This is a genomic window from Mycobacterium sp. IDUB_39, from assembly GCF_055419205.1.
Genome location: NZ_JBVAXF010000005.1, coordinates 382,206 through 404,528, shown reverse-complemented (window position 1 = coordinate 404,528; position 22,323 = coordinate 382,206). Strand labels below are relative to the sequence as shown.

The following is a 22,323-nucleotide window of genomic DNA, read 5'->3' as shown; positions in this document are numbered from 1 at the left end:
ACTGCTGCCAGATCGTCGGTACCCCCGAATTCGCGATCTCCCCGCAGTCTCGGCCGATCGCGTAGCCGACCGGCGAGTTTTGGTCAGGCAGGGCGGCGGCGTACAGTGAGCGACGTGCAGCGGGTGCTCCTCCTCGGACGCCGCGACGGGGTCTGACCAGACCGGCTCTCCGTCGCGGGTGTTTCTGATGCGCCGGTCTTGACCTCTCCCCGAGGTTCCAAACAAGACAAACCGGAGCAAACACCGTGAACAATCCAAATCCTCATTCGATCGACGCCTATACGTCGGCGCGCACCATCAGCACGCCCGCGGGTCCGCCCAACCCGGGCCAGCCCGCCTGGAACACCCAGCGCGCCACCTCGATGCCGGTCAACCGGTACCGCACGTTCGCCGACGAGGTCCCGGGCGGGAGCCCGGCATCAGGCGCAGCGCCGGTTCCGTTCGACCGCACCTGGCCGGACAAGGTCGTGACGACCGCACCGATGTGGTGTGCGGTCGACCTGCGTGACGGCAACCAGGCCCTGATCGACCCGATGAGCCCGGCTCGCAAGCGGCGCATGTTCGACCTGCTGGTGCGAATGGGCTACAAGGAGATCGAGGTCGGCTTCCCGTCGGCCAGCCAGACCGACTTCGACTTCGTCCGCGAGATCATCGAGCAGGGCGCGATCCCCTCCGACGTCACCATCCAGGTGCTGACCCAGTGCCGTCCCGAGCTGATCACCCGCACCTTCGAGGCGTGCGCCGGCGCCCCGAATGCGATCGTCCACTTCTACAACTCGACGTCCATCCTGCAGCGCCGGGTGGTCTTCCGCGCCGACCGCGAAGCGGTGAAGAAGATCGCCACCGATGGCGCCACCATGTGCGTCGAGGAGGCGGCGAAGTACCCGGACACCCAGTGGCGCTTCGAGTACAGCCCGGAGTCCTACACCGGCACCGAGCTGGAGTACGCCAAGGAGGTCTGCGACGCCGTCTCCGCCATCGTCGCGCCCACCCCGGAAGTGCCGCTGATCATCAACCTGCCCGCCACCGTCGAGATGGCCACGCCGAACGTGTACGCCGACTCGATCGAGTGGATGAGCCGCAACCTGGCACGGCGCGATTCGATCATCCTGAGCCTGCACCCGCACAACGATCGCGGAACTGCCGTCGCCGCAGCGGAATTGGGCTACCAGGCTGGTGCCGACCGGATCGAGGGCTGCCTGTTCGGCAACGGTGAGCGCACCGGGAACGTGTGCCTGGTGACGCTGGGCCTGAACCTGTTCAGCCGCGGCGTCGATCCGCAGATCGACTTCTCCAACATCGACGAGATCCGTCGCACCGTCGAGTACTGCAACCAGCTGCCCGTGCACGAGCGTCACCCCTACGGAGGCGACCTGGTCTACACCGCGTTCTCCGGTAGCCACCAGGACGCCATCAACAAGGGACTGGACTCCATGAAGGTGTCGGCCGACGAGGCGGACGCCGACGTCGACGACATCCTGTGGCAGGTGCCGTATCTGCCGATCGACCCCAAGGACGTCGGCCGCACCTACGAGGCCGTCATCCGGGTCAACTCGCAGTCCGGTAAGGGCGGCGTCGCCTACATCATGAAGTCCGATCACGGTCTGTCGCTGCCGCGCCGACTGCAGATCGAGTTCAGCCAGTCGGTGCAGAAGATCACCGACGGCGAGGGTGGCGAGGTGTCCCCCAAGGAGATGTGGGATGTCTTCGCGGAGGAGTACCTGGCGCCGATCAAGCCGCTGGAGCGGATTCGCCAGAAGGTGGACGCCGCCGAGGTCGACGGTGGCATCGACACGATCACCGCCGTCGTGAAGGTCGACGGTGTCGAGCAGGAGATCGTCGGCGCCGGTAACGGGCCGTTGGCGGCGTTCGTCGATGCCATCGGCAAAGTCGGGTTCGACGTCTCGGTGCTCGACTACTCCGAGCATGCGATGTCCTCGGGCGAGGAGGCGCAGGCCGCGGCGTATGTCGAGGCGTCGATCGGCGGCAGGACAGTGTGGGGTGTGGGTATCGCGACGTCCATCACGACGGCCTCATTGCGCGCCGTCGTATCGGCCGTGAACCGCGCCGCCCGCGGCTAAACTGACGCGCACGCAAAGTTTGCGGGCATCAAGCGTTTAAGGAGTAGACGTGGACTGGGGCTCAACGTGGGACTTCCTCTGGCACTTCCTGATCATCTTCGCGTGGATTGCCTATCTGCTGGTGCTGTTCCAGATCCTCACGGACCTGTTCTGGCGTGACCACAAGACGTCTGGCGTCGTCAAGGCGATCTGGGTGGTCTTCCTCATCCTGATCCCCTGGCTGACCGCGTTGGTGTACCTGATCTTCCGCGGCCAGGGCATGTCCGCGCGGGCGCGGGAGGCCGCCCTGGAGGCCAAGCAGCAGACCGACGATTACATCCGGCAGGCCGCCGGACGGTCACCCGCCGAGGAGATCGCGCATGCGAAGCAACTGCTCGACGGTGGCACCATCAGCCAGGCCGAGTTCGACTCGCTGAAGGCCAAGGCGCTCGCCGCCTGATCGACGAGGCCGGCCGGGTCCAGTACCCGGCCGGACCTCGACGTCACGCGGGACGCATACCGCGATAGAACGTCACCGGGCCGACGAAGCGCAGTCGCCGAGAGCCCAGATCCGCCGCTTCGAAACCGCTGCTGCGCAACAGGTCAAGAATGACCTCCGCGTCGTTGGTCACCCCCATGTGATGCCCGACGACGTCGACGATGTGCACGCTTCCGCCCGGCCGCAAGACCCGGAACGCCTCCGCGACCGCCGCCGCCTTCACGTCGTGATCCAGATGGTGCAGCATCATCGACGACAGCACCCGATCGAATGCCCCGTCGGCCTGACCGAGCGCCTGTGCGTACCCCTGTTCGACGCGAACCGCGCTGGCATTGCGCAGCTTTCGCCTGGCCCGGTCGAGCGCTCGCGGATCGGGGTCAATTCCCGTCACTATGGCATCCGGCTTAGCCCGATGCGCTCGTGACGTGAGATTGCCGGTTCCGCAGCCGATTTCGAGTACCCGCGCCCCGTCAAACAGTTCGGCCTGAGCGATTAGCTCGTCGTAGGCGGGGCGCATACCCACCAACCGGGTCAGGAGGTCGTAGCCCGGCAGCAGCCAGTCCCGCCCGGTGGCAGGCAGGTAGTCGTGGCGGTTCCCCCAGGTCGTGGTCACCGAATGTGGATGATTCTTTGTCATAAACTCATCGTCGTCTCCTGTTCAACTGCCGTGTTGTTGGATTGTCGGTGAAAGTAGGATTATCTTCGGATCATGACGCCGTCGGCCCGACTGGTCCGCCACCGCGACGGAATCCCGGTGTACGACTACTCCACCGATCCGGTGACGCCGCCGGTGTCGGTGATGCGCCTGCAGACCGACGGCCTACCCGAGAAACGCCGCCACATCCACGACTTCCCGATTCTGCTGTACCTGCCCGACACCGCATCGGTTCACGTGGCGGCGGCGGGTGCGGCGATCGACCCGGTCTGGGTCGGCGACAGTGCGCATGGCGTCGCCGTGTTCTTCGACCCAGCGGCACTTGACGAGGGCACCCGGTCGCCCTGGCCGACCTGGCGCGGTCACCCGCTGCTGTTTCCGTTCCTGCATGGCCACACCGGCGGGCTCCTTCGTCTACAGGTACCCGACGCGCGAAAGACCTTCTGGGAAAGCACCATTGAGTCCATCGAGCGCGAACTCGTCGGTCGGCGTGACGGCTACCGCCAAGCCGTGCTGGCGCATCTGACGCTGCTACTCATCGACCTCGCGCGCATGACCGACGATGTCGTCGGCGATCTGCGCCGCAGCAACGAGCCCCTGATCGCTGACGTCTTCGCTGTCATCGAGCGTCGCGTGGGCCTGCCGCTCTCACTCAAGGACGTCGCCCATGAACTCGGGCTGACACCTGGGCATCTGACGACCGTCGTGCGTCGCCGCACCGGCCGCACGGTTCAGGAGTGGATCACCGAGCGCCGCATGGCCGAGGCACGGGCGCTGCTCAGCGGAACCGATGTACCGATCGCCGAGGTCGCGCGTCGAGTCGGGATCTCCGACGCCGGCTACTTCGCCCGATTGTTCCGCTCGACTCACGGGATCTCACCACGCGAGTGGCGAGGCTAGGACACCGTCGCCGGAGGCGACTGGTCAGAAAAGGGTCGCCGGAGGCGACTAGTCAGAAAACCGTCGCCGGAGGCGACTGGTCAGAAAAGGGTGAACTGATCGCCGGTCAGGGTCGGGTCGGCGAACTCCTCGATGTCACGGCCGCCGACCACACGGTCCAGCAGATCCATGAAGTCGGCGTCGCTGACCAGCGGGACACCCATCTCGCCGGCCTGGTAGCCCTTGCCCTGATCCGGCTCGACCTCATCGCACACGACCAGCGACGTCTGCTGATCGACCGTCTCGGTGTAGGCGAGCCCCGCGTGCAGTGCACGTTCGATGAGTTCCTCGTAGGTGTGGCGCACCTCGGCGGACATCGCCACCCGCATGCCCTGCACCAGCGGTCTACCTGAGACGAACCGGCCGGGGTTCTGATACGGGCAGGGCAGCCGGGCCGCAATCGTCTTGAGCGGACGCAACTCGTCATGCGTGACCTGCCCGCTGGGCCAGCGCCGACGCGTCACCGGACGCACCGGCAGCCAGGCCCGACGGTCATGCGCACCGGCCAGGGCGGGTTTGAGGATCTGGGCCAGGACCAGCGCGTCGTCCAGCGCATCGTGTGGCCGCATCTGGGTGACCCCCCAGTGCGCGGCCAGCGTCTCCAAGCGCAGGTTCTCGGTGCCCAGATCGAGGCGGCGCGCCAGCTCGACCGTGCACATCACGGTGTCCACGGGAAGTTCGGCGCCGACGAGTTCTGCCTCGCTGGTCAGAAACGAGTAGTCGAAGGCCACGTTGTGGGCCACCAGCGTGCGGCCCGCGAGCACCTCGTTGAGCTGACCGACTATGTCGGCGAAGGTCGGCTGGCCCTCCAGCATCTCGGTGGTCAGCCCGTGCACGTGTGTGGGCCCGGGGTCCACACCGGGGTTGAGCAGGCTGGAGAAGCTGCCCTCGACGTTGCCGTCGTCCCCCAGAGCCAGCGCGGCGACGCTGACGACGCGAGCCTGCCGAGGGTGAAACCCGGAGGTCTCCACGTCCACGACAGCCCAGCCCGCACCCGGTTCGGCGGCGGGCCGGCCCCAGGAGCCGCCATGGGGGCGACTTGCGGCAGATTGGCTCACAAACGCCAGGATGACACGGCGGCCCGACATCCCCGGACCCTCAGCGCCGCGTGTCGCCCGCCCACTTCCCGCCTTCTAGACTGCCGTGGATGGTCACCACGCGCGGACGTCTCGCCCTCGGAGCTGGAGCCGCAGCTCGGTGGGCCTCGCGGGTCACCGGCCGCGGAGCGGGCGCCATGATCGGCGGGCTCGTGGCCATGACGCTCGACCCCTCGATCCTCGGACAGCTCGGCAAGGGCCGCAGCTCGGTGGTCGTGACCGGCACGAACGGTAAGTCGACCACCACTCGAATGACTGCCGCCGCGCTCGCCACGATGGGTCCCGTCGCCACCAACGCCGAGGGCGCCAACATGGACGCCGGCCTCATCGCCGCCCTCGCCGGCACCCGCGATGCGGGGCTGGCGGCCCTCGAGGTCGACGAGATGCACGTGCCCCACGTGGCCGATGCCGTCGACCCGGCCGTCATCGTGCTGCTGAACCTCTCGCGCGATCAGCTCGACCGGGTGGGTGAGATCAACCACATCGAGCGCACGCTGCGCGCCGGTCTGGCCAGGCACCCCGACGCGGTGATCGTGGCCAACTGTGACGACGTGCTCATGACGTCCGCGGCCTACGACAGTCCCCACGTGGTGTGGGTGGCGGCAGGGGGCGGCTGGGCCAACGACTCGGTGAGCTGTCCGCGCAGCGGTGAGGTCATCGTGCGCGAGCAGAACCACTGGTACTCGACCGGCACTGATTTCAAACGCCCCAGCCCACAGTGGTGGTACGACGAGACCCACATCCACGGCCCCGACGGCCTGAGCCTGCCGATGACCCTGGCGCTTCCCGGCACGGTGAACCGCGGCAATGCCACGCAGGCGATCGCCGCCGCGGTGGCCCTTGGCGCGGACCCTGCCGCAGCGGTGAAAGCGGCCGAGACTGTCGATGAGGTCGCGGGCCGGTACTCCACGATTGCGCTCGGCGAGCACACCGTGCGGATGCTGCTGGCCAAGAATCCGGCCGGCTGGCAGGAGGCGCTGTCGATGGTCGACACCGACGCGGGTTCGGTCGTGATCGCCGTCAACGGCCAGGTGCCCGACGGTGAGGACCTGTCGTGGCTGTGGGACGTCAACTTCGAGCACTTCGTGAAGCATCCAGTCGTGGCGAGCGGCGAGCGCGGGACCGACCTTGCCGTGCGCCTCGGGTACGCCGGGGTTGAGCACACGCTGGTCGCCAACTCGCTTGAGGCCATCACCTCGTGCCCACCCGGGCACGTCGAGGTGGTCGCCAACTACACGGCCTTCCTGGCACTGCATCGGACGTTGGGACGGGGTGGCGTCAGTGTCTGAGTCGACGGTCCGCATAGGGCTGGTGCTTCCCGACGTGATGGGCACATACGGTGACGGCGGCAACTCCGTGGTGCTGCGGAAGCGGTTGGCGCTGCGCGGAATCGACGCCGAGGTCGTCGAGATCACGTTGGCCGATCCGGTGCCCGCGGAGCTGGACCTCTACACGCTCGGCGGCGCCGAGGACTTCGCGCAGCGCCTGGCGACCAAGCACTTGATCCGCTACCCCGGGCTTCAGCAGGCCGCCGCACGCGGCGCGCCGGTGCTGGCGATATGCGCGGCCATTCAGGTGCTCGGGCACTGGTACGAGACGTCCTCGGGTGAGCGCGTCGACGGTGTCGGCCTGCTGGACGTGACAACGTCGCCGCAGCCGAAGCGGACCATCGGCGAGGTCGTGTCGGCACCGCTGCTGGACGGGTTGACCCAGCGGCTCACCGGTTTCGAGAACCACCGCGGGGGAACGGTTCTGGGTTCGGCCGCCACCCCGCTGGCGCGGGTGATCTCCGGTGCGGGCAACCGGGACGGCGACGGCTTCGACGGTGCGGTGCAGGGCAGCGTCATCGCCACCTATCTGCACGGGCCGTGCCTGGCCCGCAATCCCGAACTCGCCGATCACCTGTTGTCTCGCGTGGTCGGCGACCTGGCCCCGCTGGACCTCCCCGAGGTGGAGCAGTTGCGTCGCGAGCGGTTGGCCGCCCCGCGTCGGGTCTAGGGCTTGTCAGCGTCTAGGGCCGAGATTGCACTCACACGAGTCGCCTCTCGCACATGTGTTGTCTGGCTTCAATCTCGCGGGATGTCGGTGGCCGGTGGCAGGTTCACACCATGGGGACTGCAGTGTTCGTGGGGAGCGAGTCCGGCCTCACCCAGTACGAACTGGCGCGCTACCACCAACGGATCGCACCCGATGTGTACGTGCCGAGACCGTGGACCCTAGAACTTCGCGATCGAACGGTCGCAGCGTGGCTGTGGTCGAAGCGTCGCGCCGTCGTCGCGGGCGCAGCGGCGTCGGCGCTACACGGTGCCAGATGGGTCGACGCCACTGAGCCCGTCGAACTCGTCTGGAACAACGGCCGTCCACCCGTGGGGTTGGTGGTCAGGAACGACGCGATCGACGATGACGAGATCACGAGGGTCGCGAGCATTCCTGTCACGAGCCATGCGCGAACGGCATTCGACTTGGGCAGGCGGCTCGGACGAGGCGATGCCGTCGCACGGCTGGATGCGCTCAAACGAGCCACTGCGTACAAGGACGCTGATGTCATGGCGCTCGTCGAGCGATACCGCGGCACACGCGGCCTCGACAACCTGAGGCGAGTTCTGCCACTAGTCGACCCCGGAGCGGCATCCCCCCGCGAAACGTGGTTGCGGCTACTTCTCACCGACGCCGGACTACCCCGACCGACGACCCAGTTCCAGATCTTCGACGGGCAGTCCCTGATCAAGGTGCTCGACCTGTGCTGGGAGGAGTACGGGGTCGGCGCCGAGTACGACGGCGACCAGCACCGCACAGATCGCAGGCAGTACGCGAAGGACGTGCGGGTGAAACGGAAGGTCGCGCGCATGGGCTGGAGCGTGACCTACGTGATCAAGGAGGACAGGCCGGACGAGATCGTACGTAGCGTGCGGAGTTCCCTCATGGCACGCGGCTGGCGGCCCTAGCACCGCGAGATTGATCTCAGTCGACAGAAGTGCGAGAGGACTGTCATGTCAGTGCAATCTCGAGAAAAGGGCGCGCCCCGCGTCGGGTCTAGGGCTTGTCGCGCCTAGTGCTTGTCGGGTCTAGGGCTTACAGGCCAAGATCGCGCAGGAACTGCGGCCGGTAGGCCTCGAGGATGACGTAGTTCGGGTCGGGTGTGGGCGTCTCAGGAGCGTCGTCCACGACGACGTCGCCATCGGTGGGATCGACCCACTCCTGGGCCTCGGCATTCCACCGGCTCACGGTGTAGTCCGCGGTCAACGAGTCGGCGGCCACCAGCGCACGCACGGTCCGCTCGGCCTCCTGGGCGTCAGCCAGCGTGTGGGTGTACAGCTGCATCCTGTTGCCGTCGCGCGTGATGGTCACCCGGCTACCGAGGCGTTTACGGGCGTCGTCATCGAGGTCAAGCGTCCGCAGGCGCTCCCAGAACGAGAGACCGTGTTCTTCGCTTCCGAGTTCGACCTCGACCTTGAACTCTTCATCTGGCACGAGCACCAAACTAGGCCATGGCTCGACGGCCGGACAACGCCCTACCGAGCGTCAGCTCGTCGGCGAACTCGAGGTCGCCACCCATCGGCAGCCCCGAGGCGATCCGCGTCACGGACAGTCCGGGGATATCGCGCAACATCCGCACCAGGTAGGTCGCGGTCGCCTCACCCTCGGTGTTGGGGTCTGTGGCGATGATGACCTCCGCGACGTCGACGCCGTCGACACGCTCGCCGATCCGGTTGAGCAACTCACGGATCCGCAGTTGCTCCGGCCCGATCCCCGACAACGGATTCAACGCGCCACCCAGCACGTGGTAGCGGCCGCGGAACTCCCGAGTCCGCTCGACGGCCGCGACGTCCTTGGGCTCCTCGACAACGCACACCAGCGAGGCGTCACGACGCGAATCGCTGCAGATCCGGCACCGTTCGTGATCGGACACGTTGCCGCAGACCTCGCAGAACGTGACACCGTCGCGCACCCTGCCCAGCGCCGCCGTCAGCCGGTCGATATCCGGCGGCTCGACCGACAGCAGGTGGAACGCGATGCGCTGCGCACTCTTCGGACCCACCCCGGGCAGCTTGCCCAGTTCGTCGATCAGATCCTGAACGGGCCCCTCGAACAAGGTGTCAGGCCCCCGGCAGACCCAGGCCGCCGAGGCCGCTGGCCAAGGGGCCGAGCTTGCTCTGCGCCAGCAGCGTGACCTGCTGGGCGGCATCCTTCACCGCGCCGACGATGAGATCCTGCAACGTCTCGATGTCATCGGGGTTCACGACCTTGGGATCGATGGCGACACCGATGACCTCACCGCTGCCCTTCATCGTGACCTGAACCAGGCCGCCACCGGCCTGACCGTGCACCTCAGCGTTGGCCAGCGTCTCCTGGGCCTCCATCAACTGCTGCTGCACCTGCTGGGCCTGCGCCAGGAGTGCTGACATATCGGGTGCTTGGCCGGGCTGCATGAAGTGTCCCCTTGCATGTTGGTCGCATCTTGGTCTCGACTTGGTTGCGCATGGCCTTATGTGGCCATTTGGGGTTCAAGCGTAGTCGTCCCTCGGGCTACGGTGGCGCCGTGCACGTCCCAGCAAGGCTGCGTGTCGGCGCCGCGGTAGCCACCGCCGTCCTGGTCGCATCAACGGTCGCCGCGCCCTCCGGCATCCCCTCAGCCATACCCACCGCCACTGCCGCACCCGCCAATATCGCCGGGAAGATCGTGTTCCTCGATCCCGGCCACAACGGGTCCAACGACGCGTCGATCAGCCGCCAGGTGGCGACCGGCCGCGGCGGCACCAAGGACTGCCAGGCCAGCGGAACGTCAGCGAACGGCGGTTACCCGGAGCACTCGTTCGCCTGGGAGACCACCCTGCGCATCCGCCAGCAGCTCACGGCGCTGGGGGTGCGCACGGCGTTGTCCCGTGGCGACGACACCGGTCTCGGGCCGTGCGTCGATGAGCGCGCCGCGATGGCGAACGCGCTGCGCCCCGACGCGATCGTGTCGATTCACGCCGACGGCGGCCCGGCAACCGGTCGCGGCTTCCACGTGCTGTACTCGGCACCGCCGCTCAACGACGTGCAGGCCGGGCCCTCGGTTCAGTTCGCCCAGATCATGCGCGACCAGTTGCAGGCATCGGGCATCCCGCCGTCCAACTACATCGGCCAGGGTGGCCTCAACCCACGCTCCGATATCGCCGGGCTGAACCTCGCTCAGTACCCGTCGGTGCTCGTCGAACTCGGCAACATGAAGAATCCGGCGGACTCGGCACTGATCGAGAGCCCGGAGGGCCGGCAGAAGTACGCCGAGGCCGTCGTGCGCGGCATCGCGGGCTTCCTGGGAACCCGTCCGCCGCGAACCGCGTGACGCTGCGCTAGCCCTGTTCTACGACAGTCTTGAGGTTCTCGAGCACCTCGGCCTGAATCTTGCGCAGACCCAACGGCGCGAAGGTCTTCTCGAAGAAGCCACCGATGCCGCCCGCACCCTGCCACGCGGTCTTCAGTGTCACGGTGCTTCCGGTGCCGGCCGGTGCGATCGTCCAGTTGGTCACCATCGAGGAGTTCGCGTCCTTCTCGATGACGGAGCGCCCGGCGACGTCGACGGTCGCCTTGACGTCACGCACCCGCGACTTGGTGGCCTGCAGCTTCCACGTGGCGACCGTGCCCGCACCCTGTCCACCCTCGAGTACCTGATACCCGATGTAGCGGTCGGTGAGGATCTTCGGCCGCGTGCTCTGGTAGTCGGCGACCGCTGCGAGAACGGCGTCCGGCTCGGCATTGATCAAGACGGTGCTCGAGGCGCTGACCTGTCCCATCGGTGAAGACTCCTAAGTCTAGAAATATCGCGGGCGTGTTTCCCGGCTGGAGCGGTCGCGTGGACCGCCACCTGGGACTAGCGTATATGCGTGTCCGCTCTTACAGCTGATCACGTTGCCGGCGTCAAGCGGCTCCTGGCCAGTTACCGGTCCATTCCCGAGAACGCTCCCGTACGACTGGCCAAGCCAACGTCGAATCTGTTCCGGGCCCGCGCGAAATCCAACGCCAAGGGTCTGGACACCTCCGGACTCACCGGGGTCATTGCGGTCGATCCGGTCGCGCGCACCGCCGACGTGGCCGGGATGTGCACGTATGAGGATCTGGTCGCCGCCACACTGCCCCATGGCCTCTCGCCGTTGGTGGTTCCGCAGCTCAAGACCATCACCCTGGGCGGGGCGGTGACGGGGCTTGGCATCGAGTCGGCATCGTTTCGCAATGGGCTGCCGCACGAGTCGGTGCTGGAGATGGACATCCTCACCGGCGCAGGCGAAGTGATCACCGCGTCTGCAGACCAGCACGCCGATCTCTTCAGGGCGTTCCCGAATTCCTATGGGACGCTCGGCTATTCGGTGCGCCTGAAGATCGAGCTGGAGGAGGTCAAGCCGTTCGTCGCGCTGCGGCACCTCCGATTCGGGTCAGTGCCTGAGCTGGTGGCGACCATGGACCGGATCGTCGACACCCGCGGCCTCGACGGCGCTCCCGTGGACTACCTCGACGGCGTGGTGTTCAGCGCCGACGAGTGTTACCTGACGCTGGGCCTGCGAACATCGACACCCGGCCCGGTCAGCGACTACACCGGTCGAGACATCTACTACCGGTCGATCCAGCACCCCGCAGGCGAGTTGCACGACCGCCTCACCATCCATGACTACCTGTGGCGCTGGGACACCGACTGGTTCTGGTGCTCACGCGCGTTCGGCGCGCAGAGCCCCACGATTCGGCGCTTCTGGCCACGACGCCTCCGCCGCAGCAGCTTCTACTGGAAGCTCATCGGCTACGACCAACGGTTCGGCATCGCCGACCGCATCGAGAAGCGCAACGGCAGACCGCCGCGGGAACGCGTTGTGCAGGACGTCGAGGTGCCGATCAGCCGGACCGCCGAGTTCATCGACTGGTTCCTGACCAACGTGCCGATCGAGCCACTGTGGTTGTGCCCACTGCGGTTGCGCGACGACTCCGGTTGGCCGCTGTACCCGATCCAGCCGCACCACACCTACGTCAACATCGGATTCTGGTCGTCTGTGCCCGTCGGAGTCGCCGGCGGGCAGGAGCGCAGCGACCCGGGGATCGTCGAGGAGGGCCACACGAACAGGCTGATCGAGCGCAGGATCAGTGAACTCGACGGTCACAAGTCGCTGTATTCAGATGCGTATTACTCGCCAGAGGAGTTCGATGATCTCTACGGCGGAGAGGCGTACAAGACGGTCAAGAAGACATACGACCCGGATTCTCGTTTGCTTGAACTGTATGCGAAGGCGGTGCTAAGACGGTGACGACAATCAAGGACCCACAGGACACCACGGACCACGGCAGGCTGACACTGGCGGAGATCCTCGAGATCCTCGCCGCCGGTGAGGAGATGCCGCTGAAGTTCACCGCGTACGACGGCAGTTCGGCCGGCCCGGATGACGCGGAGCTCGGCCTGGATCTCCGCACCCCGCGTGGCACCACGTATCTGGCGACCGCACCCGGTGAGCTGGGCCTGGCACGGGCGTATGTCTCCGGCGACGTCGAGCCCCGTGGGGTACACCCCGGCGACCCGTACGACCTGCTCCGCGCGCTGGCCGAGAAGCTGCACTTCAAGAGGCCACCGGCACGGGTACTGGCAAACATTGTGCGCTCCATCGGATTCGAGCACCTGATGCCGATCGCACCGCCGCCGCAGGAGGCGCTGCCACGCTGGCGGCGCATCGCGGAGGGCATGCGGCACAGCAAGTCTCGCGATGCTGACGCCATCGCTCACCACTACGACGTGTCGAATGCCTTCTACGAGTGGGTTCTCGGACCGTCGATGACCTACACCTGCGCGTGCTACCCGAACGATGACGTGACGCTGGAGGAAGCGCAGGACAACAAGTACCGCCTCGTTTTCGAGAAGCTGCGCCTACAGCCGGGCGATCGCCTACTCGATGTCGGCTGCGGCTGGGGCAGCATGGTGCGCTACGCGGCCCGGCACGGCGTCAAGGCGATCGGCGTGACACTGTCGCGGCAGCAGGCGGAATGGGCGCAGAACGCGATCGCCGACGAGGGTCTGTCAGACCTTGCCGAGGTGCGATACAGCGACTACCGCGATGTGCGCGAGTCCGGCTTCGACGCGGTGTCCTCGATCGGGCTGACCGAGCACATCGGCGTGGCCAACTACCCGGCGTACTTTCGGTTCCTCAAGTCGAAGATGCGGCCCGGTGCGCTGCTGCTCAACCACTCGATCACCCGGCCCGGCAACCGCGCAGGCGCTGGCGCGGGCGGCTTCATCGACCGTTATGTGTTCCCCGACGGCGAACTCACGGGGTCGGGACGCATCATCACCGATGCTCAGGACGTCGGCCTGGAAGTGATGCACGAGGAGAATTTGCGCAACCACTACGCGAAGACGCTGCGGGACTGGTGCGGCAACCTCGTCGAGCACTGGGACGAGGCGGTCGAGGAGGTCGGCGTGGGAACGGCGAAGGTCTGGGGCCTGTACATGGCGGGTTCCCGGCTCGGTTTCGAGACCAATGTCGTCCAGCTGCACCAGATTCTGGCGGTGAAGCTCGATCAGCGGGGCAGCGACGGCGGACTGCCGCTGCGGCCGTGGTGGACGGCCTAGCCTCCGTCGATCGGGCGGGCGCCGAGTTCGGTCTGCAGTAGTTCGAGGGCCACTTCCTCGGGGTCGCGACGCGGCACGGCGCCATCGCGTTCGGCCTCGGCGAGCATGCTCTCCTCCTCGGCGGCGTCAGGCGGTGGCGGCGTGGGGTCGGCCTGCGGGTGTGACCGCTGATCGGGTCCGGGGCCCGCGGCGTTGGCCGCGCCGGCCTCGCACCTGATGTTCCAGTTCACGCCGAGCGCGTCCTTGAGCGCGTCGCGGATGATCTCCACGTTGCGCGCCTCGTTGATGCGCTTGGCCAGCGGCGCCGAGATATGGCTCAGCACGAGCGTGTCCTGCTCGACGGCGACGACGATCGCGCCATCGAGCATCACGTCGGTGGGGCGGCGCCGTTCCCGCACCTTCTCGCGCACCGTCGGCCAGAGGCTGCGCACGGTTGCGGCATCGGGCTGTCCAGCCGCCGCGGGTGGAGCAGCGACGACGGGAGGCGCCACGGGAGGCGCTACGGGTGGTGGCGGTGGTGTCGGCTCGGGTCGGGCGACCGGCTCGGGCTGAACAACCGGCTCGGGTGCGGCGGGAGGCGGTGTCACGACCGCCGGGGGCGGTGTCACGACCGCCGGGGGCGGTGTGACAGCGGCGGGCTCGGGCTCGGCGACAGCCGCAGTGGCCGGCTCGGGTGCGGATTGACTGCGTCGGGCGAATTGCTTGCCCGGTGTGCCTGTCGGCGGTGCCGATGGCGGTGGGGCGAATGACGGCGCCGCGGCCGGCGCAGCCGCCGTCGTCTGCCCGGCCAGCGCTGCCTCCCCCGCGGGGATCGACACCGAGAGGCGCGTCTCGAGACGTTCGATCCGTTGCAGCAGAGCCGCTTCGGTGTCACTGGCCGACGGCAGCAGAAGCCGCGCGCACACCACCTCGAGCAGCAGGCGTGGAGCGGTGGCCCCGCGCATCTCGCCCAGACCGGCGTGCACCACTTCGGCGTAGCGCGTCAGCGTCGCCGTGCCGAGGCGCGTGGTCTGGGAGCGCATCCGCTCCAGCACGTCCACCGGTGCGTCGACCACACCGCGCGCGGCGGCGTCGGGAACGGCCTGCAACACGATGAGGTCGCGGAACCGCTCCAAAAGGTCGTTGGCGAACCGGCGCGGGTCGTGGCCCGCATCGATGACGGCCTCGACGGCACCGAACAGCGCCGCGGCATCACCCGCGGCGAGCGCGTCGACGGCGGCGTCGATGAGGGCCATATCGGTGGCGCCGAGCAGCGCCAGTGCCCGTGGATAGGTGACGCGATTGCCGTCGGCGCCTGCGAGCAGCTGGTCGAGCACCGACAGGGTGTCACGTGGCGATCCGCCGCCCGCCCGGATCACCAGCGGGAACACCGCGTCCTCGACGACGACGTCTTCCTGGGCGCAGATCCGCTCGATGAGGCCGCGCATGGTCTTGGGTGCCAGCAGCCGGAACGGGTAGTGGTGGGTGCGCGACCTGATCGTGGGCAGCACCTTCTCGGGTTCGGTGGTGGCGAACACGAAGATCAGGTGCTCCGGTGGCTCCTCGACGATCTTGAGCAGCGCGTTGAAGCCTGCGTTGGTGACCATGTGCGCTTCGTCGACGATGAAGATCCGGTACCGCGACTGCGCTGGGGCGTAGAACGCGCGGTCGCGCAGCTCGCGGGTGTCATCGACACCACCGTGGCTGGCTGCGTCGAGTTCGGACACGTCGACGTTGCCCGGGCCGTTCGGGGCGAGCGCGACACACGAGTTGCACACCCCGCACGGCGTCGCCGTCGGGCCCTGCTCGCAGTTGAGTGAGCGAGCCAGGATGCGCGCCGATGACGTCTTGCCGCACCCGCGCGGACCGGAGAACAGGTAGGCGTGGTTGATCCGGCCGGAGGTCAGCGCCGTCGACAGTGGCTCGGTGACGTGTTCCTGGCCGACTACCTCGGCGAACGAAGCAGGGCGGTACTTGCGGTAGAGAGCCACGGGAGAAGGCTACCCAGAGCGGCGGACTAGTCCCGAACTAGCTCGAGCCCAGCAGGGTCTCCGTCGCCGCCAGCAGCGCGCAGGTGGCCAACCCGTCGATGGCCTCGCGCAGGTCGGGCAGCGACGGGAACGTGGGCGCGATGCGAATGTTCTTGTCGTCCGGGTCGTTTCGGTAGGGGAACGATGCGCCCGCCTCGGTCACCGCGATACCCGCGTCCTTGGCCAGGGCCACGGTGCGCCTGGCGGTACCCGGCCACACGTCGAGGCTGACGAAGTAGCCGCCCTTGGGATCGGTCCACGACGCGATCTTCGACTCCCCCAGCCGGTCCTCGAGGATCTCGGCGACGAGCGCGAACTTGGGCGCCAGCAGCTGCTGGTGGCGCTGCATCTGCAGGCGCACGCCGTCGGCGTCCCCGAAGAACCTCAGGTGGCGCAGCTGGTTGACCTTGTCGGGGCCGATCGACTTCTTGCCCGCGTGCTGCAGGTACCAGGCGATATTGCCCAGCGAGCCCCCGAGGAAGCTGACCCCCGCGCCGGCGAAGGTGATCTTCGACGTCGACGCGAACACCAGTGGACGGTTGGGGTTGCCCGCGGCCGCCGCCAGGCCGAGCACGTCGACCTGCCGGAGGAAGTCATGGGTCAGGGTGTGCACCGCGTACGCGTTATCCCAGAACAGCCGGAAATCGGTTGCGGCCGTCTCCATCTGGACGAGACGGCGGACGTTCTCCCAGGAATAGGTGACGCCGGTCGGGTTGGAGAACACCGGCACGCACCACATGCCCTTCACGGCGGGGTCGGCGGCGACGATCTCCTCGATGAGGTCGACGTCGGGCCCGTCCTCGCGCATCGGCACGGGGATCATCTCGATGCCGAAGCTCTCGGTGATGGCGAAGTGCCGGTCGTAACCGGGCGACGGGCACAGGAACTTCACCACCGGTTCGTCCCGCCACGGTCGTGGCGAGTCGACGCCACCGTGCAGCAGCGAGAAGACCACGACGTCGTGCATCATCTCGAGGCTCGCGTTGTTGCCCGCGATCAGGTTCGGGACGGGGATACCGAGCAGCTCACCGAAGATCGCCCGCAGTTCGGGCAGTCCGTGCAGACCACCGTAGTTGCGGGTGTCGGTGCCATCACCGTCGCGGTAGTCGGGCCCCGGGAGGCTCAGCAGCGCGTTGGAAAGGTCGAGCTGAAGCGGCGACGGCTTGCCGCGCGTCAGGTCGAGGCTGAGCTTCTTGGCCTGCAGATCGGCATAGTTGCGGCGCTGCGCTTCATGCTGCGCCTGCAATTCGTCGCCGCCGAGGGACTGAAACGACACGGCGCGCCTTTCACCGTCTACTGAAACCCGTAAGAACTACTGGACCCTTGAACCTAAGGGGACCCCGCGCACCCGCCAGAGCCCATTGACCCTTGCTGCCTTCCGGCCCTGGGGGAGTTCACAGGATGGACGCCGCGCGGGGTCCGCCATGAGTGTAATACCCACCCGCATGAGTCCCGGACCGGTGCCGGTCACGACCCCAGAGGCTGCGTCTTGTAGGGCGTGCCGGGAAGGTCCGCTACCATTGCCCGCGGAGGATTCGCCTAGTGGCCTATGGCGCTCGCCTGGAACGCGGGTTGGGTTAATAGCCCTCAGGGGTTCAAATCCCCTATCCTCCGCACATGGTGGGGGTACGGCCGGTAGAGATACCGGCCGTACCCCACGCCGAAGCCCCACCACCGACTCGAGGAGGAGCATGCGGCGCTGGATCGCGGTCCTGTGGCACGCATCGTTCCTGATCCTTGCCGGTGTTCTGTACTTCTTCTTCGTTCTGCCCCGCTGGAATGAGCTGACCGGCGCCTGGTCGGAGACCCTCGGCACGGCGATGCGCATCGTGTGCGGCGTTCTGATCGGGCTGTCTGCGCTTCCCGTGGTGTTCACGTGGCTGCGCACCCGTAAGCCCGAGTACGGCACCCCCACGCTGGCGCTGACGCTGCGGGTGTGCTCGATCGCGTTGCAGGTCCTGGCAGGCGTGTTGATCGTCGGTGCGGCCATCAGCGAGATCTGGCTGAGCCTGGACAGTGCGGGAGCGTGGCTGTTCGGCATCTACGGCGCGGCCGCCGCACTTGCCCTGCTCGGTGCGTTCGCCTTCCATCTGGCCTACGTCGCCGAGCTGCCGCCGCCTCCGCCGAAGCCGCTCAAGCCGAAGTCGCCGAATCAGCGCCGGGGCCGTGGCAAGGCCGCCGAGTCCGAGCCCGAGTCCGAGAAGCTTGACGAGCCTGAAACCACTGAGGCTTCCGAGGCGACTGGGGACGATGCGTCCGTCGAGGCTGAAGAGGCCGAAGAGACCGTTGTTGCTGACGAGGCGACCGAAGTCGCCGACGGTAACGACAACGAGAACAACGCCGACAAGGTCACCGAGAAGGACTCCGACGAGTCCGATGCCAAACTGCGCAACCGCCGCCCGGCGGGCAAGTCATCGTCACGCCTGTTTCGCCGCTCACGCGGTGGGGTAGCCCTCGACGACTGACTCTGCACGGGCGAGCTTCGTCGACAGCTGGGCGTCTCACCGTCAGTATTGAGGCACAATCTCGGCCAGACAGGGGCGGCAAATGGGCAGGTCTTTCTCGCGATGGCGGCTAGCCGCCGGCATCGCGATCGTCGCGGCGGTATCGCTGACGGCACCTGGCCCCGCTCTCGCCGCGCCGGACGACCTCACCGGCGCGATCGCCGCCGCTGAGCCCTCGGTGGTACGCCTCGACACCAAGATCGACTATCAGCACGCCATCGGCACCGGGACCGGCGTCGTGATCGACCCGAACGGCATCGTCCTGACGAATTACCACGTCGTCGCTGGCGCCGACACCATCACCGGGGTCGTGCTGGGTCGGCCGTACATCGCCGACCTCGTCGGCTACAACCGGTCCCGTGACGTCGCCGTCCTCCAGCTTCGCGGCGCGAGCGGACTGCCGGCGGCGTCCATCGGGGACTCATCGTCACTCGCCGCCGGCGAGCCCGTCGTGGCACTCGGCAACGCCTACGGATCCGGCAGTCCCCTGACCCAGGAGGCCGGCAGCGTGACTGCCTTCGGCCAGACGATCAGCGCCAAGGACGAACTCACCGGCAGCTCGTCAGAGATGACCGGGCTCATCGAGTTCGCCGCCCCCGTTCGAGCGGGCGACTCGGGCGGTCCGTTGGTGAACGCCAGAGGCCAGGTGGTCGGCCTGACGACTGCAGCGACCGTGACCTTCCGCATGGGTCCCGGCGGCGCCGGTTTCGCCATCCCGATCAACGACGTCATGGCCGTGGCCGGCCAGATCCGCTCGGGCGCTGCGTCGGACACCGTGCACATCGGTCCCCCCACGCTGCTCGGGGTCGGAGTGGCCACGGGCGACCAGGACCCGTCGGTGCCCGGCGTCATCATCCGCGACGTCCTGCCTGGCGGGCCGGCTGCGCTGGCCGGGTTGAGCAACGGTGATGTCCTCATCAGCATCGACGGCTCGGGTCTGGACTCGGCGACGACCCTGACCAACGTGCTCGACCGGCACTACCCCGGCGACGTTGTCGACCTCGTGTGGATTGACCGCGAGGGGCGCCAGATGACGGGCAAAGCCCCGCTCAACGCCGGCTGATCACCGAACTTCCCGCAGTTTCCTGCGAGGGAATCGGCAACCACTTTTGACAACGCAAACGATTGACGGCGTCGTTGGCTGGCACCGATCCGTCAATCGATCCCTTCGGTCACAAACCCCTTCTCGTTCGTGCCATCGAAACGGTTCCGCGACGCCGACCGGTTGATCGGTCAAAAACCGGTGTCCAGCCAGGTACGGGACGCTTCGAGGGGCGCTCACTTCGCTCAGCTCGTTGTCGCCGGGATGCTCGCGCTCGATGCCGCCACGATGTGGCGGCCGTGTCACCCGCTGACCTTGGCTGCCGCAACCACGGCAGAGGAGACACCGCAAATCGATAGCCGCCAGCTAACTCCAAGGCTATAGCCAGCGAGTTTCCCAGCTTTGGGACCGTCGGGAAGACCTTGTTAGGGCCAGTGGCGAAGGTTACATTGACGGTCACCAGCTACCCCACAGCGACCGGAGGACTGCAGTGTTTCCGACCTGGAGTCTCGCCTACCTGGCGTGTTGGCTCGTGGCCACGGTCGTCGTTTTCGTGGCGGGCAACTGCCTCAGCGATCGCCGCCAGCCCGCCACGCACCCCCTGTCGCTCAGCGTCATCGCTGGCGCGGTGTGGCCGATGCTCGTCATCGGCGCCCTGGAACTCGCTGTGATGGCGCTGTACACGAAGGCCAGGGACGCGCGCGCCAACGCCGACGTGCCCGAGTTCTGGATGACGCGGGTACCGGTTGTCGGTGCCGTCACGCTGCGCTGAGCGCTAGTCACCCACCGGATTGCCGTCTTCGTCCCAGTTCGCAGCGACTTTCTTGCTCGGCTGGACCCGCGGCGGTTCGCCCGGCATCTTCGGGTAGCTCGGCGGATAAGGCATATCCCCCAGCCCGCGTTCCTCCTCGTCGGCCCTGACCATCTCCAGCAGCGGCTCTATCGAGTGCGCGACCGCGTCGATATCGGCCCACGGGTCGTCCCGGGTGGCGATCAGGTCCGGCACCGTCGCGATCGTGTAGTCGTCCGGATCGGCGCTGGCCAACTGCTGCCACGTCAACGGCATGGACACGGTGGCGATCGCGGTGCGCCGCACCGAGTAGGCCGACGCGAACGTGCGGTCGCGCGCGTTCTGGTTGTAGTCGATGAACATCCGCTTGCCGCGTTCCTCCTTCCACCACGACGTCGTGACCGCATCGGGCGCCCGCCGCTCGACCTCCCGAGCCAGCGCGATACCCGCCCGCCGCACCGCGATGAAGTCCCAGTCGGTCTTGATGCGCACGAACACGTGCACGCCGCGGCCTCCCGATGTCTTGGGGTAGCCGACAATGCCGAGCTCGTCCAGCACGGGTTTGAGGACGTCGACGGCGATCGCGCGGGCATCTGAGAAGTCGGTCCCGGGCTGCGGGTCGAGGTCGACGCGTAGCTCGTCGGGGTGTTCGGTGTCGGGACAGCGCACCTGCCAGGGGTGCAGTGTGATGGTGCCCATCTGCGCCGCCCAGGCGATGGCCGACGGATGGGTGACTTTGAGTGCGTCGGCCGTGCGGCCGGACGGGAATGTCACCGTGCACGTCTGAAGGTAGTCGGGATGCTTTGCGGGGACCCGCTTCTGGTAGATCTCCTCGCCGTCGATACCGTCGGGGAAGCGTTGCAGATGCACTGGGCGGTCCCGCAGCAGCCGAACCATCTGGTCCGCGACGGCGAGGTAGTACTCGAAAACCTTACCCTTGCTGCCCGCCGCGCCGAGATCGGGAAAGTAGATCTTGTCCGGGTTTGTCAATCGGACGGCCACTCCGTCTACATCGACTTCGGTTGCAGAACTTGCCATCTCATGACTCCAGTACGTCGAATAGGTCGTAGTTGAGCGGAACTTCGAGCTGGTCGAAGGTACAGCTGGACGGTTCTCGGTCGGGCCGCCAGCGCACGAACTTCACGGCGTGCCGGAATCGCCTGCCGTGCTCGCTGTTGCCCTCCATCTGGTCGTAGGCCACCTCAGCGACCAGCTCGGGCCGGATCGGGATCCACCGCTTGTCCGCGGCCGAGTTCCACCGACTGGGCTCACCGTCGCGCACCAGGTCCTCAGCCTCACGCAGGGGCTCGAGTTCGGCGAGCAGCTTGATCCGATCCTTCACACTGAATGACGCTGCGCCGCCGACCATCTGGAGTTCCCCGTCATCGCGATAGAGGCCCATAAGGACCGATCCGACACCCTCACCGCTCTTGTGGATCCGGTAGCCGATGGCGACGCAGTCGGCGTCGCGGGCGTGCTTGACCTTCACCATCTCGCGTTTGCCCGGCAGGTAGTGGCCATCGAGGCGCTTGGCGATGACGCCGTCCAGGCCCGCACCCTCGAAGCTGGTCAGCCAGTGGGCGCCGATCTCCGGGTCCTCGGTGGTGCCGGTGACGTGGCACCACTGTTTGTGCTGGACAGACGCCGACAGCGCTTCGCGACGCACCCGGAACGGTTCGTCCAGCAGCGAGCGGTCACCATCGGCCAGTGCGTCGAAACCGATGAAGTGCGCGGGTGTCTGTTCGGCGAGCATCCGCACGCGACTCTCGGCGGGGTGGATGCGTTGGCTCAGCGACTCCCAGTCCAGCCGGGTGCGCCCGTCGATCACGCGCGGCACCACCACCTCACCGTCCAGCACGCACCGCGGCGCGAGTTCGTCACGCAGCGAGTCGATCAGCTCCGGAAAGTAGCGGCCTAGATCCTTACCGCTGCGCGACAGCACCACCACCTCGTCGCCGTCGCGGAACACCAGCGCGCGGAAGCCGTCCCATTTGGGCTCATACGACCACACCCCGGGGTCGTCGGGCACCTTGGCCGCGGCCTTGGCGAGCATTGGGTCGACGGGTGGCTGCACGGGGAGATCCACAAAGTCCATCCTGGTTCATCGGTTGTCATGGATCTAGACCACCGCACCGCCGCAAACTCAT

Annotated in this window: 22 protein-coding genes, 1 tRNA gene and 1 other RNA gene; 13 read left to right on the top strand and 11 right to left on the bottom strand. The window is 67.2% G+C overall.

The window, feature by feature from the left end:
* Window positions 1–245 precede the first annotated feature (245 nt).
* Complete coding sequence (gene leuA, locus ACZY0X_RS20660) at window positions 246–2,081, top strand: 2-isopropylmalate synthase (protein WP_463773023.1); 1,836 nt, start codon at window positions 246–248, stop codon at window positions 2,079–2,081.
* 49 nt (window positions 2,082–2,130) lie between these two features.
* Entirely contained in the window at window positions 2,131–2,520 is a 390-nt protein-coding gene (locus ACZY0X_RS20655) for an SHOCT domain-containing protein (protein ID WP_463773021.1), read from the top strand.
* Window positions 2,521–2,563: 43 nt separating this feature from the next.
* Here ACZY0X_RS20655 and ACZY0X_RS20650 read toward each other — a convergent pair whose 3' ends face one another.
* Window positions 2,564–3,196 (bottom strand): class I SAM-dependent methyltransferase, encoded by a 633-nt coding sequence (locus ACZY0X_RS20650; protein WP_463773020.1) that lies wholly within the window; start codon window positions 3,194–3,196, stop codon window positions 2,564–2,566.
* A 72-nt stretch (window positions 3,197–3,268) separates the two neighbouring features.
* Here ACZY0X_RS20650 and ACZY0X_RS20645 point away from each other — a divergent pair, with 72 nt between their 5' ends.
* Window positions 3,269–4,114, top strand: coding sequence for a helix-turn-helix transcriptional regulator (locus tag ACZY0X_RS20645; RefSeq protein WP_463773018.1), 846 nt, complete (start codon window positions 3,269–3,271; stop codon window positions 4,112–4,114).
* An 80-nt stretch (window positions 4,115–4,194) separates the two neighbouring features.
* On the opposite strand, the gene ACZY0X_RS20640 is transcribed toward ACZY0X_RS20645, so the two are convergent.
* Window positions 4,195–5,241 carry a DEDDh family exonuclease gene (locus ACZY0X_RS20640; protein WP_463773016.1) on the bottom strand — a complete coding sequence of 349 codons (1,047 nt, stop codon included), beginning with the start codon at window positions 5,239–5,241 and terminating at the stop codon, window positions 4,195–4,197.
* 59 nt (window positions 5,242–5,300) lie between these two features.
* Here ACZY0X_RS20640 and ACZY0X_RS20635 point away from each other — a divergent pair, with 59 nt between their 5' ends.
* The 3 genes from ACZY0X_RS20635 to ACZY0X_RS20625 all read left to right on the top strand — a co-directional run bounded on the left by ACZY0X_RS20635 (window position 5,301) and on the right by ACZY0X_RS20625 (window position 8,195).
* Entirely contained in the window at window positions 5,301–6,539 is a 1,239-nt protein-coding gene (locus ACZY0X_RS20635) for a MurT ligase domain-containing protein (RefSeq protein WP_463773014.1), read from the top strand.
* A complete protein-coding gene (locus tag ACZY0X_RS20630; RefSeq protein ID WP_463773013.1) occupies window positions 6,532–7,248 on the top strand; it encodes a type 1 glutamine amidotransferase in 717 nt (238 codons plus the stop codon). Before ACZY0X_RS20635 ends, ACZY0X_RS20630 begins: the two co-directional genes overlap by 8 nt.
* A 110-nt stretch (window positions 7,249–7,358) precedes the next feature.
* Complete coding sequence (locus ACZY0X_RS20625) at window positions 7,359–8,195, top strand: hypothetical protein (RefSeq protein ID WP_463773011.1); 837 nt, start codon at window positions 7,359–7,361, stop codon at window positions 8,193–8,195.
* Between the two features lie 127 nt (window positions 8,196–8,322).
* Here the strand turns inward: ACZY0X_RS20625 and ACZY0X_RS20620 are convergent, their stop codons facing one another.
* Genes ACZY0X_RS20620 through ACZY0X_RS20610 form a run of 3 tightly spaced genes read right to left on the bottom strand, consistent with a single transcriptional unit; the run spans window position 8,323 to window position 9,680 of the window.
* The gene (locus tag ACZY0X_RS20620) at window positions 8,323–8,721 is read right to left on the bottom strand and encodes a hypothetical protein (protein WP_463773009.1); all 399 of its coding nucleotides are present in this window, start codon (window positions 8,719–8,721) and stop codon (window positions 8,323–8,325) included.
* 10 nt (window positions 8,722–8,731) lie between these two features.
* Window positions 8,732–9,343 carry a recombination mediator RecR gene (gene recR / locus ACZY0X_RS20615; RefSeq protein ID WP_241402667.1) on the bottom strand — a complete coding sequence of 204 codons (612 nt, stop codon included), beginning with the start codon at window positions 9,341–9,343 and terminating at the stop codon, window positions 8,732–8,734.
* 4 nt (window positions 9,344–9,347) lie between these two features.
* On the bottom strand, window positions 9,348–9,680 hold the full coding sequence (locus ACZY0X_RS20610; protein WP_463773007.1) for a YbaB/EbfC family nucleoid-associated protein: 333 nt from the start codon (window positions 9,678–9,680) through the stop codon (window positions 9,348–9,350).
* A gap of 110 nt (window positions 9,681–9,790) precedes the next feature.
* Here ACZY0X_RS20610 and ACZY0X_RS20605 point away from each other — a divergent pair, with 110 nt between their 5' ends.
* The gene (locus ACZY0X_RS20605; protein WP_463773006.1) at window positions 9,791–10,576 is read left to right on the top strand and encodes an Rv3717 family N-acetylmuramoyl-L-alanine amidase; all 786 of its coding nucleotides are present in this window, start codon (window positions 9,791–9,793) and stop codon (window positions 10,574–10,576) included.
* A gap of 7 nt (window positions 10,577–10,583) precedes the next feature.
* On the opposite strand, the gene ACZY0X_RS20600 is transcribed toward ACZY0X_RS20605, so the two are convergent.
* Entirely contained in the window at window positions 10,584–11,024 is a 441-nt protein-coding gene (locus ACZY0X_RS20600) for an SRPBCC family protein (protein ID WP_463773004.1), read from the bottom strand.
* Window positions 11,025–11,114: 90 nt separating this feature from the next.
* On the opposite strand from ACZY0X_RS20600, the gene ACZY0X_RS20595 reads away from it, so the two are divergent.
* Window positions 11,115–12,518, top strand: a complete 1,404-nt coding sequence (locus ACZY0X_RS20595) for an FAD-binding oxidoreductase (RefSeq protein ID WP_463773003.1) — start codon at window positions 11,115–11,117, stop codon at window positions 12,516–12,518.
* Window positions 12,515–13,831 carry a class I SAM-dependent methyltransferase gene (locus tag ACZY0X_RS20590; RefSeq protein ID WP_463773002.1) on the top strand — a complete coding sequence of 439 codons (1,317 nt, stop codon included), beginning with the start codon at window positions 12,515–12,517 and terminating at the stop codon, window positions 13,829–13,831. The genes ACZY0X_RS20595 and ACZY0X_RS20590 overlap by 4 nt, the downstream gene beginning before the upstream one ends.
* On the opposite strand, the gene ACZY0X_RS20585 is transcribed toward ACZY0X_RS20590, so the two are convergent.
* The 3 genes from ACZY0X_RS20585 to ffs all read right to left on the bottom strand — a co-directional run bounded on the left by ACZY0X_RS20585 (window position 13,828) and on the right by ffs (window position 17,264).
* Entirely contained in the window at window positions 13,828–15,801 is a 1,974-nt protein-coding gene (locus ACZY0X_RS20585; RefSeq protein ID WP_463773000.1) for a DNA polymerase III subunits gamma/tau, read from the bottom strand. The two genes, ACZY0X_RS20590 and ACZY0X_RS20585, sit on opposite strands and share 4 nt — an antisense overlap.
* Window positions 15,802–15,838: 37 nt before the next feature.
* Window positions 15,839–17,116, bottom strand: coding sequence for an aspartate aminotransferase type Ic (locus tag ACZY0X_RS20580; protein WP_463772999.1), 1,278 nt, complete (start codon window positions 17,114–17,116; stop codon window positions 15,839–15,841).
* A 53-nt stretch (window positions 17,117–17,169) separates the two neighbouring features.
* Window positions 17,170–17,264, bottom strand: an RNA gene (gene ffs / locus ACZY0X_RS20575) — signal recognition particle sRNA small type.
* A 104-nt stretch (window positions 17,265–17,368) separates the two neighbouring features.
* On the opposite strand from ffs, the gene ACZY0X_RS20570 reads away from it, so the two are divergent.
* From ACZY0X_RS20570 to ACZY0X_RS20555, 4 genes are all read left to right on the top strand, one after another.
* A tRNA-Ser gene (locus tag ACZY0X_RS20570) sits at window positions 17,369–17,454 on the top strand.
* 77 nt (window positions 17,455–17,531) lie between these two features.
* Window positions 17,532–18,305 (top strand): hypothetical protein, encoded by a 774-nt coding sequence (locus ACZY0X_RS20565; protein ID WP_463772997.1) that lies wholly within the window; start codon window positions 17,532–17,534, stop codon window positions 18,303–18,305.
* 82 nt (window positions 18,306–18,387) lie between these two features.
* Window positions 18,388–19,407 (top strand): S1C family serine protease, encoded by a 1,020-nt coding sequence (locus ACZY0X_RS20560; protein WP_463772996.1) that lies wholly within the window; start codon window positions 18,388–18,390, stop codon window positions 19,405–19,407.
* A 511-nt stretch (window positions 19,408–19,918) separates the two neighbouring features.
* Complete coding sequence (locus tag ACZY0X_RS20555; RefSeq protein ID WP_463772994.1) at window positions 19,919–20,158, top strand: hypothetical protein; 240 nt, start codon at window positions 19,919–19,921, stop codon at window positions 20,156–20,158.
* A 3-nt stretch (window positions 20,159–20,161) separates the two neighbouring features.
* Here ACZY0X_RS20555 and ligD read toward each other — a convergent pair whose 3' ends face one another.
* Window positions 20,162–21,214 carry a non-homologous end-joining DNA ligase gene (gene ligD, locus ACZY0X_RS20550; protein WP_463772993.1) on the bottom strand — a complete coding sequence of 351 codons (1,053 nt, stop codon included), beginning with the start codon at window positions 21,212–21,214 and terminating at the stop codon, window positions 20,162–20,164.
* A 1-nt stretch (window position 21,215) separates the two neighbouring features.
* Complete coding sequence (locus ACZY0X_RS20545; protein ID WP_463772992.1) at window positions 21,216–22,271, bottom strand: ATP-dependent DNA ligase; 1,056 nt, start codon at window positions 22,269–22,271, stop codon at window positions 21,216–21,218.
* Window positions 22,272–22,323 lie beyond the last annotated feature (52 nt).